Raw genomic sequence first — 21,536 nt, forward strand, 5'->3', positions numbered from 1 at the left:
GCTTCCGGTAAATGCCCGCCAACGTTTCTAGGATGAGCCTATTGTGTTGGGAGAGCCGATAGACCGGCCTTATCTTTCTCTATTTTACAAAAAAAATGCTTAAAGAAAAAGCAATGCTGTTTTTTTACATTAGAAAAGGAGCATCAGCCTCAAAGCGCGTAATGGCTTTTTCAGCTTAGCTCCCTTGTGTGTGCGTTTTGAAAATTACAGTACTTTCGCTTGTGCCTGTTTGATCTGTACAGGCCCCATTCCTCTCGGTATTTCAATGTTTTCTCTTGTATCTGCATGTAATGCGTCCGCAATGTAATCAGCAGCCACATTAGGATCCAGGTCTCCACAAGTATAAACATCAATGCTTGCATATCCGTGTTCAGGAAAACTGTGAATCGTTAAATGTGACTCAGAGATTATAACGACTCCGCTTACGCCTTGCGGTGCAAATTTGTGAAATGCGACCTCGCGCACCTCAGCTCCTGATTTCAAAGCAGCATTTACAAACGTTTTTTCAATAAAATCCATGTCATTGAGCTTATCAAAATCGCATCCCCACAGCTCGGAGATGACGTGACGCCCCATTGTTTCCATAATCATGGACCCCCCTTAACAAGAATTAAAAAAGTGAATTTCCGAGAACTGACCCGGCTATTTACCACGGGGGAAAGTTAGTCCGGAGAGGTCCTAACCCTTTAAGTAATTCCGAAGCAGTCACGAGCAAGAAGTTCACGAAAGATAGTATACTGTGTTTAAGTTTATTTTGCAAGAAGTGTTTTTTGCGAATATGCCGTTAAGGGTTTTTTCTAACAAAAGTCCATGATCTTTATTCTACACAGCTGACGGGTGTTTCATTCGCGCGGCCACGTGACGGATAAGATCAACGACCCGGCAGGAATATCCCCATTCATTGTCATACCAGGCGAGCACCTTTACTTTTCGGTCTTCCATCACCATTGTTGTCAGTCCGTCAATGATCGCGGAATGTGAATTCGTATTATAATCCGAAGACACAAGCGGCTCATCCGAATAATCAAGAATTCCGTACATTGACGTCTTTGCGGCTCTTTGGAAAGCGGCGTTCACTTGCTCGGCCGACACATCTGTTTTCAGATCGCAGACGAGGTCTACTAATGACACATTGGGAACAGGAACCCGTAAAGCAAGGCCGTGAAGTTTTCCTTTCAGATGAGGCAGCACGAGCGACAGCGCTTTTGCGGCGCCTGTAGAAGTCGGAATGATGGATTCTCCGCACGCTCTCGCCCGCCGCAGATCTTTATGCGGGTTGTCGATATTTTTTTGGTCATTCGTATAAGCGTGAACAGTCGTCATCAGGCCGCTTTCAATCCCGAATTCCTGATCAAGCACTTTAACGACCGGTGCGAGACAGTTTGTCGTGCAGGATGCATTTGAAATAATCACATGTTCATCCGGATTGAATTGCTCTTCATTGACTCCCATGACAATGGTAACGTCTTCATTTTTGCCCGGAGCGGTTAAAATGACCTTTTTTGCCCCTGCTTCAATATGGCTCATGGCTTTTTCTTTTGAATTAAATTTTCCCGTTGCCTCTACGACGATGTCTATTCCGCACTCTTTCCACGGAAGCTCTCTCGGATCCCGCCGATTGAACAGCATAATATGTTTTCCGTTGACAATCAGACTGTCTTCGGCGGCCTCGACTTCTTGATCGTATCTGCCGTGGATTGTGTCATACTTTATCAAATGAGCAAGCGTTTCCGGGGGATAGCTTGCATTAATGGCTGTTATTTGAATTTGATCATCTTCCATCGCTTTTCTGAACACCATTCTTCCGATTCTTCCAAACCCGTTGATTGCTACTTTTACCTTCATGCTCAGGTCACCCCTTTTTAATATGCCACTCTAATTAATTTTTAATTATATATAGTATAACACATTAAAAGAAATCCGCCAGTACAACTTGATAAAAATCCACCCTTATACCGATCAATATGTTGTTCAATCGGTTTTTTTGCATATAAAATGATCTTTTTTCCATAAAAAAAGCAGGATCAGCGTCTCATGCTGCCTGCTTTTTTCTTATATTTGTTCCGGATCTTTAAATTTGTCATTTAAAATGCTGTCCTCTAAAACGGAAGACACCTCGCCGTACCGTTTAGAAATATGCATCGCGCCCCAATCGCACAGCGCGTTTAAAATTCTTTCCAGACTGTGCCCGTATTCACTCAGCTCGTATTCGACTTTTGGCGGCACCTGATTGTACACGATCCGGTTGATGACGCCGTCTGCTTCCAATTCCCGCAATTGCTGTGTCAGCATCTTCTGGGTAATCTCCGGCATAAGCCGCTTCAATTCACTTGTCCGCTTTTTCCCGCGCATAAGGTGGCAGAGGATCACACACTTCCATTTTCCGCCGATCACTTCAAGCGTCGCCTCTACGGATATATTGTATTTTTTCTTCAGCAACGGTAATTCCTCCTCATCTATAGGAACTAAAAAGTGCCTATGGCACTTAAAAGTACGTTCTTTTCAATGAAGCTCCTATCAATCATAATGACATTTGCCGGATGAAAAGGGATGTACTCTTATACTTATATCGTTTACCCGGCATCATTTCAACCATACATTATCGACCAAGGAGGAAAACAGATGTCTTCACATCGCCAAAGCTATTTACCAGCGCTGCTTGCATTAGCCGTCAGCGCTTTTGCGATCGGCACAACCGAATTTATCAGTGTCGGATTGCTGCCGCTTATATCTCAGGATCTGCATATACCCGTGACAACGGCGGGCCTTACCGTTTCCATGTATGCTCTCGGCGTGACATTCGGCGCGCCGGTTTTAACTTCTCTCACATCCGGCATGTCGCGGAAAACACTGCTGCTCTGGGTCATGTTGATTTTTATCGCCGGAAATATACTCGCGGCGAGCGCGTCTTCAATCGGGATCTTATTGACAGCGCGGGTCATTACAGCGTTTTCCCACGGCATTTTCATGTCAATCGGTGCTACAATCGCCGCCAGTATCGTACCGGAACATAAAAGAGCAAGCGCGATTTCCATTATGTTTACGGGGCTGACGGTGGCTACGGTGACCGGCGTTCCGTTCGGCACCTATCTCGGCCAGCAATTCGGCTGGAGGATTGCGTTTGCCGTCATTGTCACGGTAGGAATCATTGCATTCCTTACAAATGCGCTTCTCGTTCCGTCAAATTTGCGTAAAGGGACGAAGACCGCGTTTTCCGAGCAGGTAAAACTCGTCACGAACGGCCGGTTATTGCTTTTATTTATGATTACAGCGTTAGGCTACGGCGGAACGTTTGTCGTGTTTACGTATTTATCCCCGCTTCTTCAGGAAGTAACCGGTTTTCAGAAAGAAACCGTCGCGGCCGTCCTGCTTGTTTACGGAATTGCAATCGCCATCGGAAATATGATTGGCGGCCGATTATCAAATCGGAATCCGCTGAAAGCATTGTTTTACATGTTCATTGTCCAGGCGGCTGTGCTGTTTGTCTTGACTTTTACCGCGCCGTTTAAAACAGCCGGGCTGATCACCATTATTTTAATGGGACTGCTGGCGTTTATGAATGTGCCGGGACTGCAGGTATATGTCGTGATGCTCAGTGAACGTTTTGCCCCAAGCGCCGTTGATACAGCATCAGCTTTAAACATCGCGGCATTTAATGCCGGAATCGCGATCGGCTCGTTTGCCGGCGGAGTCATTACAGACTCAATCGGGATCATTCATACCGCTTGGATCGGGGCGCTCATGGTGCTCAGCGCGGTCGTGTTAACCGGATGGAGCAGGAAGCTTGAAAAGCGGGATCACATCATCCCTGAAAGGAGATGAGTTTTTCTTCAGGCATTTTGATTTTTTCAACAAACAAATAATTGGAGGAACATATACATGACAACATATTTACAAGCAAAAGCAACATTGCATAATGGAGTAAAAATGCCTTGGTTTGGCATCGGGGTGTTCAAAGTAGAGGAAGGCGCGGAACTCGTCAATGCGGTGAAAACGGCATTGGTGCACGGCTATCGCAGCGTTGATACCGCCGCGATTTACGGTAATGAAGAGGGTGTCGGCGAAGGCATCCGCCAAGGATTGCAAGAAGCGGGATTAAAGCGTGAAGACATTTTTGTCACGTCAAAAGTATGGAATGCCGATTTAGGATATGAAGAAACGTTAAAAGCGTTTGACACAAGCTTAGAAAAACTCGGTTTAGACTATTTAGATTTATATTTGATCCATTGGCCTGTCGAAGGAAAGTACATTGATGCGTGGCGGGCGCTCGAAACCCTCTACCGCAATGGACGCATTAAAGCGATCGGGGTGAGCAATTTCCAAATTCACCATCTGAAACATCTTATGAAAGAAACGGAAATCAAGCCGATGATCAACCAGGTGGAATACCACCCGCGCCTGACACAGAAAGAACTGCAGGCATTCTGCGACGAACAAGGCATTCAGCTTGAAGCGTGGTCGCCATTGATGCAAGGCCAGCTGCTTGATCATCCCGTCTTACAGGAGATCGCTCAGAAGTACGGCAAATCAGCCGCTCAAGTGATTTTGCGCTGGGATTTGCAAAACGGTGTCATTACCATCCCGAAATCAACTAAAAAACACCGTATTGAAGAAAATGCAAATGTCTTTGATTTCGAACTGTCAGCTGAAGATATGAAACGGGTTGATGATCTGAACGAAAATCTTCGTGTCGGTCCGGACCCTGACAATTTTGATTTTTAATTCAGAAAAACACCGTTCGGCTTCCCGAACGGTGTTTGTTTATGCCCAGCTGCTCAATATTTCCTCCAGCTGATGCTTTGTATGTTCAAGACTGCCGCTGTTATCAATGACGGCGTCAGCTTTTTTTGTTTTGTCCGCTAAAGGCATCTGCGACGTTATCCGGCTCATCGCTTCTTCTTTTGTAAGGGCATTCCGCTCCATCAGCCGTTTGAGCTGAATGTCTGCCGGTACGGTGACGACGAGCACTTTGCCGACAAGATAGTCAAGCCCGCTCTCATACAAAAGCGGTATATCTAAAACGACGAACTGCTCTTTTCGCGCAACAGCCTCATCCCGCTGTTTCATCATTTCCGCACGCACCGCCGGATGAACGATCTGATTCAGCGTCAGACGCTTCTGGTCGTCCGTAAAAACAATGGCACCGAGTTTTTTTCTGTCAATCCCGCCGTTTTCCAGCAGGATTTCTTTTCCGAACGTTTCAACGATCTGTCCGTAAGCCGGCATTCCTTTTTCCACCGCCTGTTTTGCGATGACATCCGCATCAATGACTGTAATCTTTTTGTCGATCAGCATGCGCGCTACCGTGCTTTTGCCGCTGGCGATGCCTCCCGTTAAACCGATGACCAAGCTCAAAAAGCCCACTCCTTCTTACATTTTCCAAATCCCGATGATAATCAGCAGGACTCCCGGCAAAAATGTCATTTTATCTATCCAATTCCATCTTGAAAAGAAATGCCCCGCGTTTATGCCGAGTGAAACAAACAGCGAGCTCATCACCCCGACGGTCACGCTCATCATAACCGGAGAAAAGCCGAGAATGGCTGCTCCCATGCCGGCGCCAAACGCGTCAATTGATAAGGCGATACCGAGCAAAAGCGCCTCGACTCCGTTAATGGTTCCGGATTGATCAATATCGGCGCTGGTCGGCTTTTTCAAAATGTGAATCACGATGCCGAGCGATTTCACTTCAAGATTAAGTAACGTTTTTTCATGTAATAAGTAATCCGGCTCTTTAGCCGGTTTGAAAAATTGATAGATGACCCATGCCCCGATTCCGATTAAGATCAGCCCGCCCAGTTTCTCCGTGACGGATACGGGAAAAATCTTTGTCAGAAAATGGCCGATCAGCATGGATATAAACATCACAGAGGCTGAACAGCAAGCGATCACGGCAATCGCTTTGAACGGGATTTTCATTTTTCTCAATCCGTACGTAAACCCGACTGAAAAACTGTCCAAGCTGACAGCAAAAGCCAAAAGCAGCAAAGAAACAATCTCCATATCCGTTTCTCCCTTTCTCTTGATCGGCAATTGTGACAAATGCCTATTGGGTGAATCACAATATATATATGGAGAAAGGTCATCAACTGTGTTAGAAAAAAGTCATTCTGCCGGCGTCCGCTTGAACAGCTTCAGTTTATGGTTTTTTTTGGCATCGGGCGCAGAAATGCGTACCTCTTCCGCCGACCACGATTTTAGAAATCATCGTGCCGCACGTCTTGCACGGCTCATCTTTTTTGCCGTATACGTAATGTTTGAGCTGAAACATTCCGATCTCCCCTTGAGAATTGATATAAGACCGGACGGTGCTCCCGCCCGCGTCAATCGCTTCCTGAAGGGTGTCTTTAATTTCTGTATGAAGCTTTTTTATCTGCCCGTCTGACAGACTGTTCGCTTTTGTCTCAGGGTGAATCCCCGCCCGGAATAAAGCTTCATCGACATAAATGTTGCCGAGGCCGACGACCGCTTTTTGATCGAGCAGAGCGGTTTTTACCGCGCGGTTCGTTTTGGCGAGCCGCTCTTTTAAATAGGCGGCGGTAAATGCTTCATCGTCAGGCTCGGGCCCGAGCTGTGAAAGCGGTAATGCAGTCAGTTCCTCTCCCGGCGCAAATAAATGCATCGTGCCGAATTTCCGGACGTCCCGGTAGCGGAGCTGTGTTCCGTCCGTCATGTTAAACACGACGTGCACATGTTTATCGTCAGGCTCATCGGCCTGGTGAAGACCGTATTTCCCCTCCATCCGTAGATGGGACACCATGACATAATGATCCAGATGGAAAAGCAAAAACTTTCCCCTTCTTCCGATGGATCGGATTGTTTCTCCTGCAATCTGCCGCGCGAATTCCTCCGGCTCGGCGGGTTTTTTGATGATATTCGGCCATCTGATGTCGGCCGATTCAATCGTTTTCCCTTTCACAAGACCGGTCAGAGTGCGCCGGACCGTTTCAACTTCTGGTAATTCCGGCACAATCATCACTTCCTTTTTCTCTGTTTATTTTGCATCGTACCAAGACGGGCCTGAAGCATAATCCGCCTTTAACGGCACGTCTAAATCCAAAGCATGTTCCATCACTTCAGGAACCAGCTTCTCTAATATTTCAATTTCTTCCTTAGGCGCTTCAAAAATCAATTCATCGTGCACCTGCAGCAGCAGTCTTGCCTTCAGGTTTTTCTCTTTCAGCTCAGCTGCCATATCAATCATGGCTTTTTTAATAATATCGGCGGCGCTGCCCTGAATCGGCGTATTCATGGCCGTGCGTTCCGCAAAACTCCGCAGATTGAAGTTGCGGCTGGTCAGCTCAGGGATATAGCGGCGGCGCTGCATGAGTGTCGTAACATATCCTTTTTGCTTCGCTTCCTGCACCGATTCTTCCATATACGCCTTGACACCCGGGAAGCTCTCCAGGTAGCGGTCAATAAAAGCGCCCGCTTCTTTCCGGGTAATGCCGAGGTTTTGCGACAGACCGTAATCACTGATGCCGTAAACGATGCCGAAATTGACAGCCTTTGCCTGGCGGCGCATCGCTTGGGTCACTTCCTCTTCACTGACATGAAACACGTCCATTGCGGTTTTTGTATGAATATCCATGTCATTCGTAAACGCCTCAATCAGATTTTCATCTTTTGAAATATGCGCAAGCACCCTCAATTCAATTTGTGAATAGTCGGCTGCAAAAATAAGCCAGTCCGGTTCTGACGGAACGAAAGCCTGACGGATTTTCCGCCCTTCCTCCAGCCGGATCGGAATGTTTTGCAGGTTCGGATCCGTTGAGCTGAGGCGCCCTGTTTGAGTCAATGCCTGATTGAATCGTGTATGCACCTTATGAGAATCTTTGCGCGTGACTTTCAGCAGCCCTTCTATATAGGTCGATTGAAGTTTGCCGATTTGTCTGTATTGCAGAATATAAGCGACGATATCATGTTTGTCGGCAAGCTTCTCCAGCACATCGGCTGAAGTGGAATAGCCTGTTTTTGTTTTCTTCACTACCGGCAGGCCGAGCTTGTCAAACAAAATGACGCCGAGCTGCTTTGGTGAATTAATGTTAAACGGTTCACCGGCGATGTCATGGATTTTTTCTTCATATTCTTTCAGTTTCACGCCGAGCTCTTCACCCATTCGCTTCAGTCTTTCAACATCCACTTTAACGCCCATAGATTCCATTTCTCCGAGAATCAGCGCAAGCGGGAGTTCGAGATCTTCATACAGTTCGAGCTGATTATTTTCTTTGAGCGCGTGCAGCAGCTTATCCCGGAGGCTGTTAACGGCAGCCGCTTTCCGCGCGAGATGGTCGGCAAGCTCTTTCTCAGCCGGAACGGCGCGCTTTGCGCCCTTTCCGTAAACCGCTTCGTCTTTGGAAACGATATTGAGCCCGTATTCTTTCGCTACGCTCGCGACATCGTCGTATGAATTGCCCGGGTTAATAATATAGGCCGCGAGAAGCGCGTCAAATTCCGTTCCCTTCAGCTCAATTCCCTGCCAGCGCAGAGCGACGACGGAGCGTTTACTGTCAAACACCCACTTTTTCTTCGACTCATCTTCAACCCAGGATTTAAACGCTTCGGACTGAATGGCTGTTTCTTTCGGAATATAATAAAGACCTGTTTCATTCACGATAGAAAAGCCGAGAATCGGTTCTTCATGATAGTTATCACCGATTTGTTCGACGACTAAAGCGGACGGCGAAACGAGCATGTCTTCGGTGATTTCTTCAACCGTTTCAACATCGATGTCCTCAAAGTCTTCTTCCGCAGTTTCTCCGCTTTCTTCACCGAGCCGTTCAAGAAGCGTGTTAAAACCGAGATCATTAAATATGGCGACAACTTGTTCACGGTCAAACCCTTGATAATCTAAATCTTCGAGATTGACTTCAATCGGCGCATTTGTCATAATCGTCGCCAGCTCTTTGCTCATCAAGGCTTGTTCCTTATATTCCCCGAGCTTTTCTTTTAATTTTTTTCCGCTGACTTCATCAATTGAATCAAGCAGTTTCTCAACGGAATGGAACTGCTTTAAGAGCTTAATTGCGGTTTTTTCTCCGACGCCGGGAACGCCCGGTATGTTATCGGATGAGTCCCCCATTAATCCCTTCATATCAATAATTTGCAGAGGTGTCAGACCATACTTTTCTTCGACGTGCTCCGGCGTGTAATCTTCCACGTCGGTAATGCCTTTTCTCGTAATGGCAACGGTCGTTTTCCCGGTTGCAAGCTGCGTTAAGTCTTTATCTCCGGAAAATACCTTTACTTCGAAGCCGTCTTTTTCAGCAGATACGGCAAGCGTGCCGATAATATCATCCGCTTCGTATTCAGGAAGCTCATAGCGGCTGATGTTGTATGCATCAAGGAGTTCGCGGATGAACGGCATCTGTTCTGAAAGCTCCGGCGGCGTTTTTTGTCTTCCGCCTTTATATTCTTTAAACGTGCTGTGGCGGAAAGTCGTTTTTCCCGCGTCAAAAGCCACCAGCATGTGGGTCGGTTTTTCATCCTCCAGCATTTTCATTAAAATCATAGCAAAGCCGTATACGGCATTTGTATGAATGCCTTTTTCATTACTTAAAAGCGGCAATGCAAAAAACGCCCGGTACGCCAGACTGTTTCCGTCGACAAGCACTAATTTTTTTCGTTCCGTCATTCAATATCCTCCTAAGAGCAAAAGCTCGTGATTCCTCTGATTTTAATCTCACAGCTTCTCTTATTTTAACAAAGTTCAATTTGAAAGGAAAATGAGGGAACCCCGAGAAAACGCAAAAAAGGACGGGAACAAGAAAACACGTTCCCGCCGTCAAATTGGCTCCTTGGATGAAGGGGTTCTGTTACATCCTAACAAGATAGGTTTAACAGGTCATGAAGAAAATGTTAATCCTTTGTAAAGCTGATCACGCTTCCGGCGGCCGCTTCAGCGTTACAGTAAACACAGTCCCCTGTCCCGGCTCGCTTGTGACCTCGATATGGCCTTCATGGGCTTCTATTAAGTGCTTCACGATGGCGAGGCCGAGCCCCGTTCCGCCTGAGTTGCGGCTTCTGTCTTTATCCACACGGTAGAATCTCTCAAATATACGCGGAATCTCTTCCTTCTGAATGCCGATTCCCGTATCGGACACTTTGATATCGACAACGGTTTCTTTCACGTTTACCGAAATTCCCACCGTCCCTTTTTCAGGAGTATAGGTTAAGGCATTGTTCGCCAAATTCAGAAATACCTGCTTCAGCCTGTGCGCATCACCCGTCACAAAAATCGGCTCTTCCGGAAGGTCGAGCTGAAAGCTGATGCCTTTTTCCGCAGCCTTATGCTGCAAAAGCGCTTCAATTTCATGCAGAATTTTTGCGGCGTCAAAGGATTCTACTCGCATCGTAAAGTTTTGCTGTTCCATTTTGGATAAATCCAATAAATCCTGCACGAGCGATTGGAGCCGTTCACTTTCTTTCAGAATGATAGAAAGAAAGTCTGAAAGCGCCTTATCGTCTTTCATCGCCCCGTCTAACAGCGTTTCTGTAAAACCTTTAATGGAGGTGATCGGCGTTTTCAGTTCATGGGAGACATTGGCGACGAAGTCCTTTCTCATCTGCTCCAATTTTTTAATTTCCGTCATATCGTGAAAGACGAGAACGATGCCCTTCCATTCATCATCAGGACCCATGATCGGAACCCCGTCAACTTCAAAGTACCGCCGTTCAATGTTGATGGGCAGTCTGAGCAGCTGGCATTTTTTCGTCTCCGTCATAAATATATCTTCGACAAGCCGAATGATTTCCTCATGCTCAAACGCATCATGATAAAGGCGGCGAAGCAGACGTTCAGGCTTTGTATGAAACTGCTTCGTGTACGACCGGTTCACGAGATTAATAAAGCCTCTCCCGTCTATTAAAATCAAACCGGAACCGATATTTTCAATGACGGTTAACAGACGGTCGCGCTGCATATCCTGCGTTCTCGTCATTTCCATCAGATCGACCGCCAGACTGTTCATCGCACGTCCGAGACGGTCCGACCGTCTTGCGTAACCGCTGTAGGAGCGTGCGTCATAATTCCCTTTGGACAGCTCCGTCGCCACTTTTGTCGCGGCGTCGATTGATTTTTTGTAACGGGACGTCATGTTTGTATAAAAGAAAACGATAATGATAAAAGCGGTACAAAGACTTGCCGCCAGCATGCCCCACATTTCTCCGGTGATGCTTGAACCGCCGTTGATCTCCGAAGAAACGACTACATATCCTGCCGTTTGCCCGGCGTCATTTTTCACGGCAGTCCCACGGATCACTTTGCTTCCCGCCTGTATGGCCTCCTCATTTTTATTGTGAGACATGAACTCCTTTACGGCTGAATCATCGGCATGACTGCCGGAATGATATACGGCGTCACCCTTCTCATTAAGCACGGAGACGTTGATACCGAGGGTGCGGCCGGCGTCGTGAATCACCGTGTCATTGCTTTTATTGCCGATTCGGCCGGTGTCAAGAAGGCCCGCTATGTATACCGCTTCCTTTTTCAGCTGATCCGCCGTTCTTTCTTTAGCGGATGAAGAAATAAGCTGCTGTAAAAAAAGGCCGAGAACACTGAAAACCAATATGATACATACAACGAGTAAAGCGAACAGACGCACACGGACTTTATTCATTCATTTTTGGCTCCTCCAGTTTATACCCCAAACCTCTGATTGTTTTAATATAAATGGGTTTTTTGGTATTTGATTCGATTTTGTCGCGCAGATGGCTGATATGAACGTCAACAATCCGGGTGTCCCCGGCAAAATCATAGTTCCAGACCGCGCTCAGCAGAAGATCCCTCGTCAGCACTCTTCCCTTGTGTTTTCCCAAATACAGAAGCAGTTCAAATTCTTTAGGCGTCAATTCCAGCTGTTCTGACTTGAAGTACGCTTCGTAATGCTCCGGAAGAATTTTCAGCTCGCCGATGAGGATCTGCCCGTCCTTTTCCTCTTCTCTGCCTTGTGACAGTGAAGAAATGTCAGCCCTTCTTAAAATGGCTTTCACCCGCGCAGTGACTTCCCGCGGACTGAACGGCTTTGTCATGTAATCATCCGCTCCGAGCTCCAGTCCCAGCACCTTATCAAACTCCTCATCTTTTGCTGTCAGCATCAAGATCGGAACCATCATTTTCTGCTGTCTGAGCTGTTTACAGACGTCGATTCCGTCCACTTTCGGCAGCATGACATCCAATACGATTAAATCCGGATTTTCCTTCTCTGCCTGCTCCAGAGCCTCTTCGCCGTCTGATGCGGTAATGACATCATAGCCGGACCTTTCCAGATTATACTGCAAAAGAGTAACGATAGATTGTTCATCATCTACAACTAAAATTTTTTTGTTCATGCTGCGCCCTCCGCTGTCTATTTTCCCCGACATCCAATTTTCTCTATTTTATGTGTTGCATATCACTTTATGATTTCATTTTATCCAATACTGCCCGTTCAGACAATTCGCCTTTTTGATCATTTTCAGAGAAAGGATCGTTCAGGGAAAAAGAAAACGCTTTCATTAATTGTAAAAAGAGGAAGGCTTCTGCTTCGGAAGCCTTCCCTTTTTTCTTATGACAATACTTTCATCACGTTTTTGACAGATTCAACTGATTTACTCAGCTGCGCTTTTTCATAGTCTGTCAGTTCAAGCTCGATGATTTGCTCGAGTCCGTTTCCTCCGATAATCGTCGGTACGCCTAAGTAAATTCCTTCATGACCGTATTCACCTTCTAAATAAGCGATGGTCGGAAGTACGCGGCGCTGATCTTTTAAAATGGCTTCTACCATTTCTGTCAGTGATGCAGCAGGCGCGTAGTAGGCGCTTCCGTTTCCGAGGAGGTTGACGATTTCACCGCCGCCTTTTCTTGTGCGCTCTACAATCGCATCAAGACGGTCTTTCGGGATAAGCGTTTCAAGCGGAATGCCGCCCGCATAGGAATAACGGACGAGCGGAACCATGTCGTCACCGTGTCCGCCAAGAACAAAGCCGGTCACATCTTTTACTGACAGGTTTAATTCTTCAGCGACGAATGTTCTGAATCGCGCAGTGTCAAGCACTCCGGATTGGCCGATGACGCGCTCTTTCGGGAAGCCTGATTCTTTGTACACCGCATATGTCATCGCATCAACAGGGTTTGTTAATACAACGATGATGCAGTCAGGAGAATATTTCACGATTTCACGTGTGACGCTTCTCATGATTTTTTCGTTTGTAGATACGAGATCATCACGGCTCATGCCTGGTTTTCTGGCAATTCCGGCAGTGATAACGACGATATCAGAACCAGCTGTGTCCTCGTAGTTGGACGTGCCTGTGATTTTCGCGTCAAATCCTTGAACCGGACTTGCTTCGAGCATATCAAGCGCTTTTCCTTTTGTCGGGTTTTCCAATTGCGGAATATCAACGAGCACAACATCCGCGAGCTCTTTTTGAGCTGTAAGGAAGGCTGTTGTCGCTCCCGTAAATCCTGCTCCGATAACAGAAACTTTACTGCGTGTTTTTCCCATGATTCTCTTCTCCTTTTTTGGCTTCATTAGAAGTCTGCTTTAGGTTCAGTCCATGTTTTTGATTAGCTCTTCACCGAACTCTGAACATTTTACTTCAGTTGCACCGTCCATTAATCTTGCAAAATCGTAAGTTACTACTTTTGAAGCAATCGTTTTTTCCATAGCTTTAATGACTAGGTCAGCCGCCTCATTCCAGTTCAGGTGTTCAAGAAGAAGCACTCCTGAAAGGATAACGGATGACGGGTTGACTTTGTCAAGGCCGGCATATTTTGGAGCCGTTCCGTGAGTCGCTTCGAAAATCGCATGCCCTGTTTCATAGTTGATGTTCGCTCCCGGCGCGATTCCGATTCCGCCTACCTGAGCGGCAAGCGCATCAGAGATGTAGTCTCCGTTTAAGTTCATTGTCGCCACGACGTCGAATTCGCTCGGGCGGGTTAAGATCTGCTGAAGGAAAATATCAGCGATGCTGTCTTTGACGATGATTTTCCCTGCTGCTTCCGCTTCGCTCTGCGCTTTATCAGCCGCTTCTTTTCCGTCTTTTTCGACAATGCGGTCATATTCAGCCCAAGTGAATACTTTATCTCCGTATTCTCTTTCAGCAAGCTCGTAGCCCCAGTTTTTAAATGCCCCTTCAGTGAACTTCATGATGTTTCCTTTGTGGACAAGCGTGACAGATTTACGGCCGTTTTCGATCGCATACTCAATGGCGGCTCTGACTAAGCGGCTTGTTCCTTCTTCAGAAACAGGCTTGATGCCGATTCCTGATGTTTCAGGGAAACGGATTTTGTTAACGCCCATTTCATTTTGCAGGAAGCTGATCAGCTTTTCAACTTCTTCAGAACCTTTCGCATACTCAATTCCGGCGTAAATATCTTCTGTATTTTCGCGGAAAATGACCATATCTGTATCTTCAGGGCGTTTGACCGGAGAAGGCACTCCAGTGAAATATCTGACAGGGCGCAGACACGTAAACAAATCAAGCTCTTGTCTCAGCGCTACGTTCAGAGAACGGATACCGCCGCCGACAGGTGTCGTCAGAGGTCCTTTGATGGCGATGAAGTACTCTCTGATGTCTTCCAGCGTTTGGGCAGGAAGCCATTCACCTGTTTTATTATAAGCCTTTTCACCGGCATAAACTTCTTTCCACGTGATTTTTTTCTCGCCTTTATATGCTTTTTCAACAGCGGCTTCCAAAACTTTCGAAGCGGCATTCCAAATATCAGGGCCTGTGCCGTCGCCTTCAATAAACGGGATGATCGGATTATTTGGTACGTTTAATACTCCATTAGAGACTGTAATTTTTTCACCTTGTGACACAATATTACCTCCCAGTATGTAATTCATATTTAGAAAACATTTTATTTTTCTTGTATAAAAAATAAAATGATTTTTCTCAAGATTCTATCAAAATTGTAAACCAACCCGGGCTTGATTAACAAGAGGCTAACGACATGAAAATCACCAGCCTCCCGTTTGATCAGGCTCTTTCATCAATCGGAACAAAAGTCTGCTTATCCGGACCCGTGTATTCAGCGCGAGGGCGGATGAGGCGGTTGTTATCGTATTGCTCAAGAATGTGCGCGATCCATCCTGACATTCTGCTGACCGCAAAGATCGGCGTGAACAGGTCATGATCAATGCCTAGACTGTGGTAGACAGATGCGGAATAGAAATCAACGTTAGGCGGAAGTTTTTTCTCCGACGTCACGATTTCTTCGACACGGATTGACATGTCGTACCATTTGCTTTCACCCGTCAGATTCGTCAGGCGTTTGCTCATTTCTTTTAAATGTTTGGCGCGCGGGTCCCCATGCTTATACACGCGGTGCCCGAAGCCCATTACTTTTTCCTTTTTCTCCATTTTGCTGCGGATATAAGGCTCGGCGTTTTCCACTTCGCCGATTTCTGTCAGCATTTTCATGACGGCTTCATTGGCTCCCCCGTGAAGCGGCCCTTTTAAAGCGCCGATGGCTGCTGTGATGCCTGAGTAAATATCGGATAAGGTGGCGACGCATACTCTCGCCGTAAATGTTGATGCATTCAGCTCATGATCCGCATGAAGAATGAGCGCTTTGTTAAACGCTTCCACTTCGATCGGAGAAGGCTCTTCACCGTTTAAAGTGTAAAGGAAATTCTCCGCGATTCCGTACTCTTCCTTCGGTTCAACGGGATCAAGCCCTTTGCGGATTCTTGAGAAAGCGGCGACAATGCCCGGCACCTTCGCCTGCAGGCGGATGGCTTTTCTGTAGTTCGCTTCCGGATTCATGACATCGGCTTCACTGTCAGTCAGCCCGAGTAATGAAATCGCCGTCCGAAGCGCCGCCATTGGATGTACGTTATTGAGGGGATAGGATTTGAAGTGCTCAATGATTTCTTGTGGAACGGCAGCTTCTTTCGCAAGCTGTTTTTTCAATTCAGCAAGTTCCGTTTTATTCGGCAGGCGCAGATGCCACAGCAAATAAATGATTTCTTCAAAACTTGCATTCTCTGTCAAGTCGTCAATATCGTACCCTACATATGTAAGGGTATCGTCGATAATAGAGCTTACAGATGATGTTGTTGCTACAACCCCTTCAAGACCGCGTGTTGCTGTCATATTCAACCTCTCCTTTTCAATCAAAATTCCCCTTTAAAGAGTATATAAAACATACGGCTTACTTAAAATGAGTCATGCAAACAATCCCTTTCCCCTTTAAGAAAATGCTTACATTTCACTGGTTGCGGTTACATAACCGATATGCTTATAGAGGAACATAACAAATTCTTATAAGCTTATTTAAGTTTAAGCCTATTCTTATTATAAACAATAATCAGACATTTGTTAAATGTTTACCTATAATTTTTTTTTCTTTCTCGCACATTTTCTTGATTTTACGCGGTTTTTTCATCTTTTTCAGCAAAAAAAAAGCAGCTTTTAGCCGCTTTTTTACTTTACGAAGTGAATATTTTAACGATTTGCATGGCCAAGTAGGCGATTCCGGCGCCGATTAACGGACCGACGGCGACGCCTCCGAAAAGAGCGACGGCAAGTATCGTGCCGATGACCAGCGCCGTTGTAATATGAGGATCGTTTTCCAATAAGGTGAGACCGTTTTTGGCGATTAAGGCCACGGCGATCCCGGCACCGAGCGCGATCCACGCGTAATACGATTTCATCGCTTCTCCGAGCTGTTTAAAACCGATATCACCCGTAGCAATCGGCACTAAAACGGCGATTGTAATGACAGTAACCCCCCAGTTGATTCCTTTTGACTGAATAACCGGAAACAGTTTCTGGTCAAGACCGACAGCTTTTATCACGATAAGAAAGCCGACGGCAAAAAGCAATGACTGATTTTTGGCTATCAATGCGATGGCCAGCAATAATAGTAAAAATAAATTCGCCTGTGTAAACATCCTGAAAGCACCATCCTTCATCATAACTGTATTCATATCCTTTTTTTTGACGAATAAACTAATAATAGGACGTGCCGACCGAGAGGAGGATCGATGTGAATCCGCACTATGCAACTGTTTTTTTCCGCGCGCTGTTTGTACTCGCTGCGGCCGGCGGCGCTTTAGCGGCCGGTTACGCCTCATTCCCGTTAACTTATCCGTTTCTGATCGCCCTTATTCTGTCATCGGCGATCATTCCCGTTGTTGACTGGCTGGACAAACTGACGGGTCTGCCGCGGTCAGTCAATACAGTCATTGTCCTGGCCTTCTTTTTGCTGATCCTTCTTGGCGCGGCGACCTTTCTGGTTGCGGAAATCATTTCGGGAACCGCTTATCTGGCCAAAACGCTCCCTCCCCATATCAGCGCCTTTATGACGTATTGCGAAGAGCTGTTCACTTCCCGCATTCAGCCATTGTACCACGAGCTGACCGTCTTATTTAACGGGCTGGAAACCAATCAGCAGGCATCAATCGTGACGCATATCCAGACGCTCGGTGATACAGCCGCTAAAAACGCAGGGCTGATGCTTTCACATCTGTTGGAACTGGTGCCGAAATGGATTGCCTTCCTTCCCAATACAGCCGCCGTCTTCATTTTCGCAATGCTCGCCACCTTTTTTATGACAAAGGACTGGCACAAGCTGAAAGCGCTGCTTTATTCCATTCTTCCGGAACGGGTTTCGGCAAACGCCAAGGCCGTATCGGGAGAGCTGAAAAAAGCGATGGCAGGTTTCATTAAGGCGCAGGCCGTACTCATCCTTTTTACGATGATCATTGTCTTTATCGGACTTTTTCTTTTAGGGGTTGAGCATGCGGCAACCATTGCCTTTTTTATCGGCCTGGTGGATCTTCTCCCGTATCTCGGCGCCGGATCGGTATTTGTCCCTTGGATTATGTATTTGGCCATTGCCGGACAGCTTCCTCAAGCGATCGGCCTCGGTATTTTATATATTGTGGTTCTCATTCAGCGCCAGCTGACGGAGCCGAAAATTTTAAGCAAGTCGATCGGTCTTGATCCGCTTGCGACCTTAATCGCCCTGTTTGCCGGCTTTAAGCTGTTCGGAATTTTAGGACTGGCTGCGGGGCCTGCACTGCTTGTTTTCATTCAGGCATTTATCACAACGGGCGCTTTAAAAGAAATATGGGCCTATATTACTGTTCAGTCCAAATAAAAACAGCAGCCCTGTAAAAAGGCTGCCGTTTTTATTTGATAATGATCCGCTTGTTTTTTGACATTCCTCTCAGCCATTTGAACAAAAGCGGCTTCATGCGGTTCCGAGTGAACGGAATCAGAAGACAGGCCCCTGCAATATCGGACAAAAAACCCGGAAGCATCAAAAGCAGGCCTCCGATAAAGACGCATATTCCGTCAAGAAGTGCTTCCCCCGGCATTTTGCCGTGCTGCAGATCACGCATCACCCGATGATACACATCAGTTCCCTGTCTTTTTGCCACCAAGGCGCCTAACACGCCTGTCAAAATGATGAGAAGGACGGTCGGAAAAACGCCGAGCCATTTTCCCGCCAGCAGAAACAAGCCGATTTCAATCGCCGGACACACGATAAACAGTAAGAATAAAACTCTCATTTTTCTGCCCTCCTGCCCTTCTAAAAAGCGCGTCACCGCCCGCATGGGAATAGGAAAATCAGCCTAAAGACAAAAGAGAAGGGCGAATCCCCCTCTCTTTTTTAAAGCTTTTAAAGAACGCTTGCGCGGCCTTCATACACAGCGCCGCGGGCAGCGTCAACTGTGATAACCTGTCCTTCTGTTAAAACTGAAGTTGCGTTCTCCAGGCCTACGATAACCGGAATGCCCAAGCTTAAACCGACCACGGCAGCATGGCTTGTCAGACCGCCTTCTTCAGTGATGAGCGCGGATGCTTTTTCAAGTGAAGCGATCATGTCGCGGTCAGTGCTTGAGACAACCAATACCGCGCCGTCTGTCATTTTTTGTTCAGCTTCTTTCGCATTTTTTGCAACTACGACAGGACCGAAAGCGGATTTGCGTCCGATGCCCTGCCCTTTTGCGACAATGCTGCCGACAGTGTGGACTTTCATCAGATTCGTCGTGCCTGATTCACCGACAGAACCTGCTGTAATGACAATCAGATCACCGCGTTTAACGATTCCGCTGTCAAGTGATTTTTGTACCGCATCTTCAAGCATTTCATCTGTTGAATTTGCGTTTTGGCCGCTTGACGGGAATACACCGAATACAAGGCCTAGTTTGCGTGATACAGACTCATTCACCGTAACGGCTACAATCGGAGCCTGAGGACGGTATTTCGCGATCATACGCGCCGTATGGCCGCTTTCTGTAGGCGTAACGATAGCTGCTGCGTTCAGGTTGATCGCCGTATGCGCAACTGATTGGCCGATCGCATCGGTAATTGTCATGCCGACCTGATCTCTGCGTTTAGACAGAATTTCTTTGTAGTTCAGAGATTCTTCCGTGCGTGTGGCGATGTTAAACATTGTTTGAACCGCCTCAACAGGATATTGTCCCGCAGCTGTTTCACCGGAAAGCATGATAGCATCTGTTCCGTCGAAAATAGCGTTGGCAACGTCACTTGCTTCAGCGCGTGTCGGACGAGGGTTGCGCTGCATGCTGTCAAGCATTTGTGTCGCAGTAATAACCGGTTTGCCGAGCGCGTTGCATTTTTTGATCATTTCTTTTTGCACGAGCGGTACTTCTTCAGCCGGAATCTCAACGCCGAGGTCTCCGCGCGCTACCATTAAGCCGTCAGAAACTTCCAGGATCGCATCCAGGTTGTCCACGCCTTCCTGGTTCTCGATTTTAGGGATGATTTGAATGTCAGACGCGTTGTGCTCTTCAAGCAGTTCGCGGATTTCCAGGACATCAGTAGAACGGCGCACAAATGACGCAGCGATGAAATCTACGCCTTGCTCAATACCGAATACGATGTCTTTGGCGTCTTTTTCAGTAATTCCCGGAAGGTTGACGCTGACACCCGGAACGTTTACACCTTTTTTATTTTTCAGCGTGCCGCTGTTTAAGATTTTTGTTTTGATTTCGTGTTTTTCCGGATTTGATTCAAGCACTTCCAATCCGATTAAACCGTCATCCAACAGGATGATAGATCCTGCTGACACGTCGTCTGCCAGGCCTTCATAAGAAACAGAGAACTTTTCAAGTGTTCCCAGCACCTGTTTCGTAGAAACGATAATTTCATTTCCCGCCTGAAGCTCAAGCTCGCCGTTTTCCATATCGTGCGTGCGGATTTCCGGACCTTTCGTATCGAGCAGAATTCCCACGTTTTTGCCGAGCTTTTTGCTTGCTTCTCTGATGTTTTTGATTCTTGCGCCGTGCTCTTCGAAATCACCGTGTGAAAAATTCAGACGAGCAACGTTCATACCCGCTTCCATCAACTTTGTCAGCATTTCTACACTTTCACTGGCCGGACCGATTGTACAAACGATTTTTGTTTTTTTCAACTCGTTCACTTCCTTCTGAAATCTTCAGCTTCTTCCGTCTTAAATAGACAGTTCTTTTGAAAGCTGATACATGTTTGGTTCAACAGTATGTTTTGTCTCTAAAATTTCTATAATATCATGGTCTACAAGCTTGTTGTTTTGTATACCTACGCAGCGTCCGCCTTTTCCTTCAAGCAGAAGCTCAACCGCGTAAGCGCCGAGGCGGCTTGCAAGAACCCGGTCAGAAGCGCTTGGAGATCCGCCGCGCTGGATGTGCCCTAAAACGGATACCCGTGTTTCAAGGTTCGCCTCTTCTTCGATGCGTTTTCCGAATTCAACCCCGCTGCCTACCCCTTCTGCAACGATGATGATACTGTGTTTTTTGCCGCGGTCATGCCCTCTCTTCAAACGGCCGATAATTTCCTCCATATCGTAATCCGCTTCAGGAATTAAAATTGATTCCGCTCCGCCTGCAAGCCCTGCCCATAAAGCAATGTCGCCTGCATGGCGCCCCATAACTTCAATAACGTATGTACGCTCATGCGACGTAGCGGTGTCACGAATTTTATCAATCGCATCAATTACGGTGTTTAACGCCGTATCAAATCCGATCGTAAAATCAGTTCCCGGGATGTCATTATCTATCGTACCCGGTACGCCTACACATGGAAACCCGTGTTCCGTTAATTTTTTCGCGCCCATGTATGAACCGTCTCCGCCGATAACGACAAGACCTTCGATGCCGAGTTTCTTTAAATTTTCAATTCCTTTCTCACGGCCTTCAACTGTTTTGAATTCAGGACATCTGGCCGTATACAGCTTTGTTCCTCCGCGATGGATGATGTCGCCGACCGAACCCAGCTCCAGTTTCTCTATTTTTCCGCTGATTAATCCCGAATAACCGTTATAAATTCCGTAAACTTCTACGTCGTGGTAGATCGCTTTCCGCACAACCGCGCGCACCGCTGCGTTCATCCCCGGGGAATCCCCGCCGCTCGTTAATACTCCTATACGCTTCATTTTCCTATTCACCTCAGCAACATATATATGTTAAACATATCATGATCATTGCCCTAAAACAATGAAAAGGGACGCCTGAGCTCCCATGAAACCTTACCTATTATACAATTAAATAAATTGTTTTTAAATAAAATTTAAGGAATATCACAAAAAACACAAAAAA

Annotated in this window: 19 protein-coding genes; 3 read left to right on the plus strand and 16 right to left on the minus strand. The window is 46.6% G+C overall.

Annotated elements, in window-relative coordinates; translation table 11 throughout:
- Positions 1-204 precede the first annotated feature (204 nt).
- The 3 genes from speD to QRX25_RS13530 form a co-directional block, all read right to left on the minus strand.
- Entirely contained in the window at positions 205-585 is a 381-nt protein-coding gene (gene speD, locus QRX25_RS13520; protein WP_003152471.1) for an adenosylmethionine decarboxylase, read from the minus strand.
- Between the two features lie 237 nt (positions 586-822).
- Entirely contained in the window at positions 823-1,845 is a 1,023-nt protein-coding gene (locus QRX25_RS13525; RefSeq protein WP_013353146.1) for a glyceraldehyde-3-phosphate dehydrogenase, read from the minus strand.
- A 207-nt stretch (positions 1,846-2,052) separates the two neighbouring features.
- Positions 2,053-2,439, minus strand: coding sequence for a winged helix-turn-helix transcriptional regulator (locus tag QRX25_RS13530; RefSeq protein ID WP_013353147.1), 387 nt, complete (start codon positions 2,437-2,439; stop codon positions 2,053-2,055).
- Between the two features lie 183 nt (positions 2,440-2,622).
- Between QRX25_RS13530 and QRX25_RS13535 the strand changes: the two genes are divergently transcribed.
- A complete protein-coding gene (locus QRX25_RS13535; protein WP_212098655.1) occupies positions 2,623-3,822 on the plus strand; it encodes an MFS transporter in 1,200 nt (399 codons plus the stop codon).
- A 57-nt stretch (positions 3,823-3,879) separates the two neighbouring features.
- Positions 3,880-4,722, plus strand: a complete 843-nt coding sequence (locus tag QRX25_RS13540) for an aldo/keto reductase (protein ID WP_212098658.1) — start codon at positions 3,880-3,882, stop codon at positions 4,720-4,722.
- 39 nt (positions 4,723-4,761) lie between these two features.
- On the opposite strand, the gene coaE is transcribed toward QRX25_RS13540, so the two are convergent.
- The 10 genes from coaE to QRX25_RS13590 all read right to left on the minus strand — a co-directional run bounded on the left by coaE (position 4,762) and on the right by QRX25_RS13590 (position 16,880).
- On the minus strand, positions 4,762-5,355 hold the full coding sequence (gene coaE, locus QRX25_RS13545) for a dephospho-CoA kinase (RefSeq protein WP_212098661.1): 594 nt from the start codon (positions 5,353-5,355) through the stop codon (positions 4,762-4,764).
- 15 nt (positions 5,356-5,370) lie between these two features.
- A complete protein-coding gene (gene ytaF, locus QRX25_RS13550) occupies positions 5,371-6,003 on the minus strand; it encodes a sporulation membrane protein YtaF (protein ID WP_013353151.1) in 633 nt (210 codons plus the stop codon).
- Between the two features lie 136 nt (positions 6,004-6,139).
- Positions 6,140-6,970, minus strand: coding sequence for a DNA-formamidopyrimidine glycosylase (mutM, locus tag QRX25_RS13555; protein ID WP_212098663.1), 831 nt, complete (start codon positions 6,968-6,970; stop codon positions 6,140-6,142).
- Between the two features lie 24 nt (positions 6,971-6,994).
- A complete protein-coding gene (gene polA / locus QRX25_RS13560; protein ID WP_212098665.1) occupies positions 6,995-9,634 on the minus strand; it encodes a DNA polymerase I in 2,640 nt (879 codons plus the stop codon).
- Between the two features lie 244 nt (positions 9,635-9,878).
- A complete protein-coding gene (pnpS, locus tag QRX25_RS13565; protein WP_212098667.1) occupies positions 9,879-11,618 on the minus strand; it encodes a two-component system histidine kinase PnpS in 1,740 nt (579 codons plus the stop codon).
- Positions 11,611-12,330, minus strand: coding sequence for a response regulator transcription factor (locus tag QRX25_RS13570; protein WP_045509934.1), 720 nt, complete (start codon positions 12,328-12,330; stop codon positions 11,611-11,613). The genes pnpS and QRX25_RS13570 overlap by 8 nt, the downstream gene beginning before the upstream one ends.
- Positions 12,331-12,545: 215 nt before the next feature.
- Complete coding sequence (gene mdh / locus QRX25_RS13575) at positions 12,546-13,484, minus strand: malate dehydrogenase (RefSeq protein WP_003152455.1); 939 nt, start codon at positions 13,482-13,484, stop codon at positions 12,546-12,548.
- Between the two features lie 45 nt (positions 13,485-13,529).
- Positions 13,530-14,801, minus strand: coding sequence for an NADP-dependent isocitrate dehydrogenase (gene icd / locus QRX25_RS13580; protein ID WP_045509931.1), 1,272 nt, complete (start codon positions 14,799-14,801; stop codon positions 13,530-13,532).
- A 160-nt stretch (positions 14,802-14,961) separates the two neighbouring features.
- Positions 14,962-16,080, minus strand: a complete 1,119-nt coding sequence (gene citZ, locus QRX25_RS13585; RefSeq protein ID WP_013353157.1) for a citrate synthase — start codon at positions 16,078-16,080, stop codon at positions 14,962-14,964.
- A 335-nt stretch (positions 16,081-16,415) separates the two neighbouring features.
- Positions 16,416-16,880, minus strand: a complete 465-nt coding sequence (locus tag QRX25_RS13590; RefSeq protein WP_007408072.1) for a DUF441 domain-containing protein — start codon at positions 16,878-16,880, stop codon at positions 16,416-16,418.
- A gap of 95 nt (positions 16,881-16,975) precedes the next feature.
- On the opposite strand from QRX25_RS13590, the gene ytvI reads away from it, so the two are divergent.
- Complete coding sequence (gene ytvI / locus QRX25_RS13595) at positions 16,976-18,091, plus strand: sporulation integral membrane protein YtvI (protein ID WP_115997743.1); 1,116 nt, start codon at positions 16,976-16,978, stop codon at positions 18,089-18,091.
- Positions 18,092-18,122: 31 nt separating this feature from the next.
- On the opposite strand, the gene QRX25_RS13600 is transcribed toward ytvI, so the two are convergent.
- From QRX25_RS13600 to pfkA, 3 genes are all read right to left on the minus strand, one after another.
- A complete protein-coding gene (locus QRX25_RS13600; RefSeq protein WP_013353159.1) occupies positions 18,123-18,506 on the minus strand; it encodes an FxsA family protein in 384 nt (127 codons plus the stop codon).
- A 110-nt stretch (positions 18,507-18,616) separates the two neighbouring features.
- On the minus strand, positions 18,617-20,374 hold the full coding sequence (pyk, locus tag QRX25_RS13605) for a pyruvate kinase (RefSeq protein WP_065982056.1): 1,758 nt from the start codon (positions 20,372-20,374) through the stop codon (positions 18,617-18,619).
- A 39-nt stretch (positions 20,375-20,413) separates the two neighbouring features.
- Entirely contained in the window at positions 20,414-21,373 is a 960-nt protein-coding gene (pfkA, locus tag QRX25_RS13610) for a 6-phosphofructokinase (RefSeq protein WP_065982057.1), read from the minus strand.
- Between the last annotated feature and the right edge of the window lie 163 nt (positions 21,374-21,536).

The sequence above is a fragment of the Bacillus sp. L381 genome (genome assembly GCF_030284525.1).
Taxonomy (GTDB): domain Bacteria; phylum Bacillota; class Bacilli; order Bacillales; family Bacillaceae; genus Bacillus; species Bacillus amyloliquefaciens.

Excerpts from the sequence above, each read along its gene's own strand:
- speD (WP_003152471.1), bottom strand. The coding sequence starts at position 585 with ATGGAAACAATGGGGCGTCACGTCATCTCCGAGCTGTGGGGATGCGAT.
- QRX25_RS13525 (WP_013353146.1), bottom strand. The coding sequence starts at position 1,845 with ATGAAGGTAAAAGTAGCAATCAACGGGTTTGGAAGAATCGGAAGAATG.
- QRX25_RS13535 (WP_212098655.1), top strand. The coding sequence starts at position 2,623 with ATGTCTTCACATCGCCAAAGCTATTTACCAGCGCTGCTTGCATTAGCC.
- QRX25_RS13540 (WP_212098658.1), top strand. The coding sequence starts at position 3,880 with ATGACAACATATTTACAAGCAAAAGCAACATTGCATAATGGAGTAAAA.
- ytaF (WP_013353151.1), bottom strand. The coding sequence starts at position 6,003 with ATGGAGATTGTTTCTTTGCTGCTTTTGGCTTTTGCTGTCAGCTTGGAC.
- polA (WP_212098665.1), bottom strand. The coding sequence starts at position 9,634 with ATGACGGAACGAAAAAAATTAGTGCTTGTCGACGGAAACAGTCTGGCG.
- pnpS (WP_212098667.1), bottom strand. The coding sequence starts at position 11,618 with ATGAATAAAGTCCGTGTGCGTCTGTTCGCTTTACTCGTTGTATGTATC.
- QRX25_RS13570 (WP_045509934.1), bottom strand. The coding sequence starts at position 12,330 with ATGAACAAAAAAATTTTAGTTGTAGATGATGAACAATCTATCGTTACT.
- mdh (WP_003152455.1), bottom strand. The coding sequence starts at position 13,484 with ATGGGAAAAACACGCAGTAAAGTTTCTGTTATCGGAGCAGGATTTACG.
- citZ (WP_013353157.1), bottom strand. The coding sequence starts at position 16,080 with ATGACAGCAACACGCGGTCTTGAAGGGGTTGTAGCAACAACATCATCT.
- QRX25_RS13590 (WP_007408072.1), bottom strand. The coding sequence starts at position 16,880 with ATGTTTACACAGGCGAATTTATTTTTACTATTATTGCTGGCCATCGCA.
- QRX25_RS13600 (WP_013353159.1), bottom strand. The coding sequence starts at position 18,506 with ATGAGAGTTTTATTCTTACTGTTTATCGTGTGTCCGGCGATTGAAATC.
- pfkA (WP_065982057.1), bottom strand. The coding sequence starts at position 21,373 with ATGAAGCGTATAGGAGTATTAACGAGCGGCGGGGATTCCCCGGGGATG.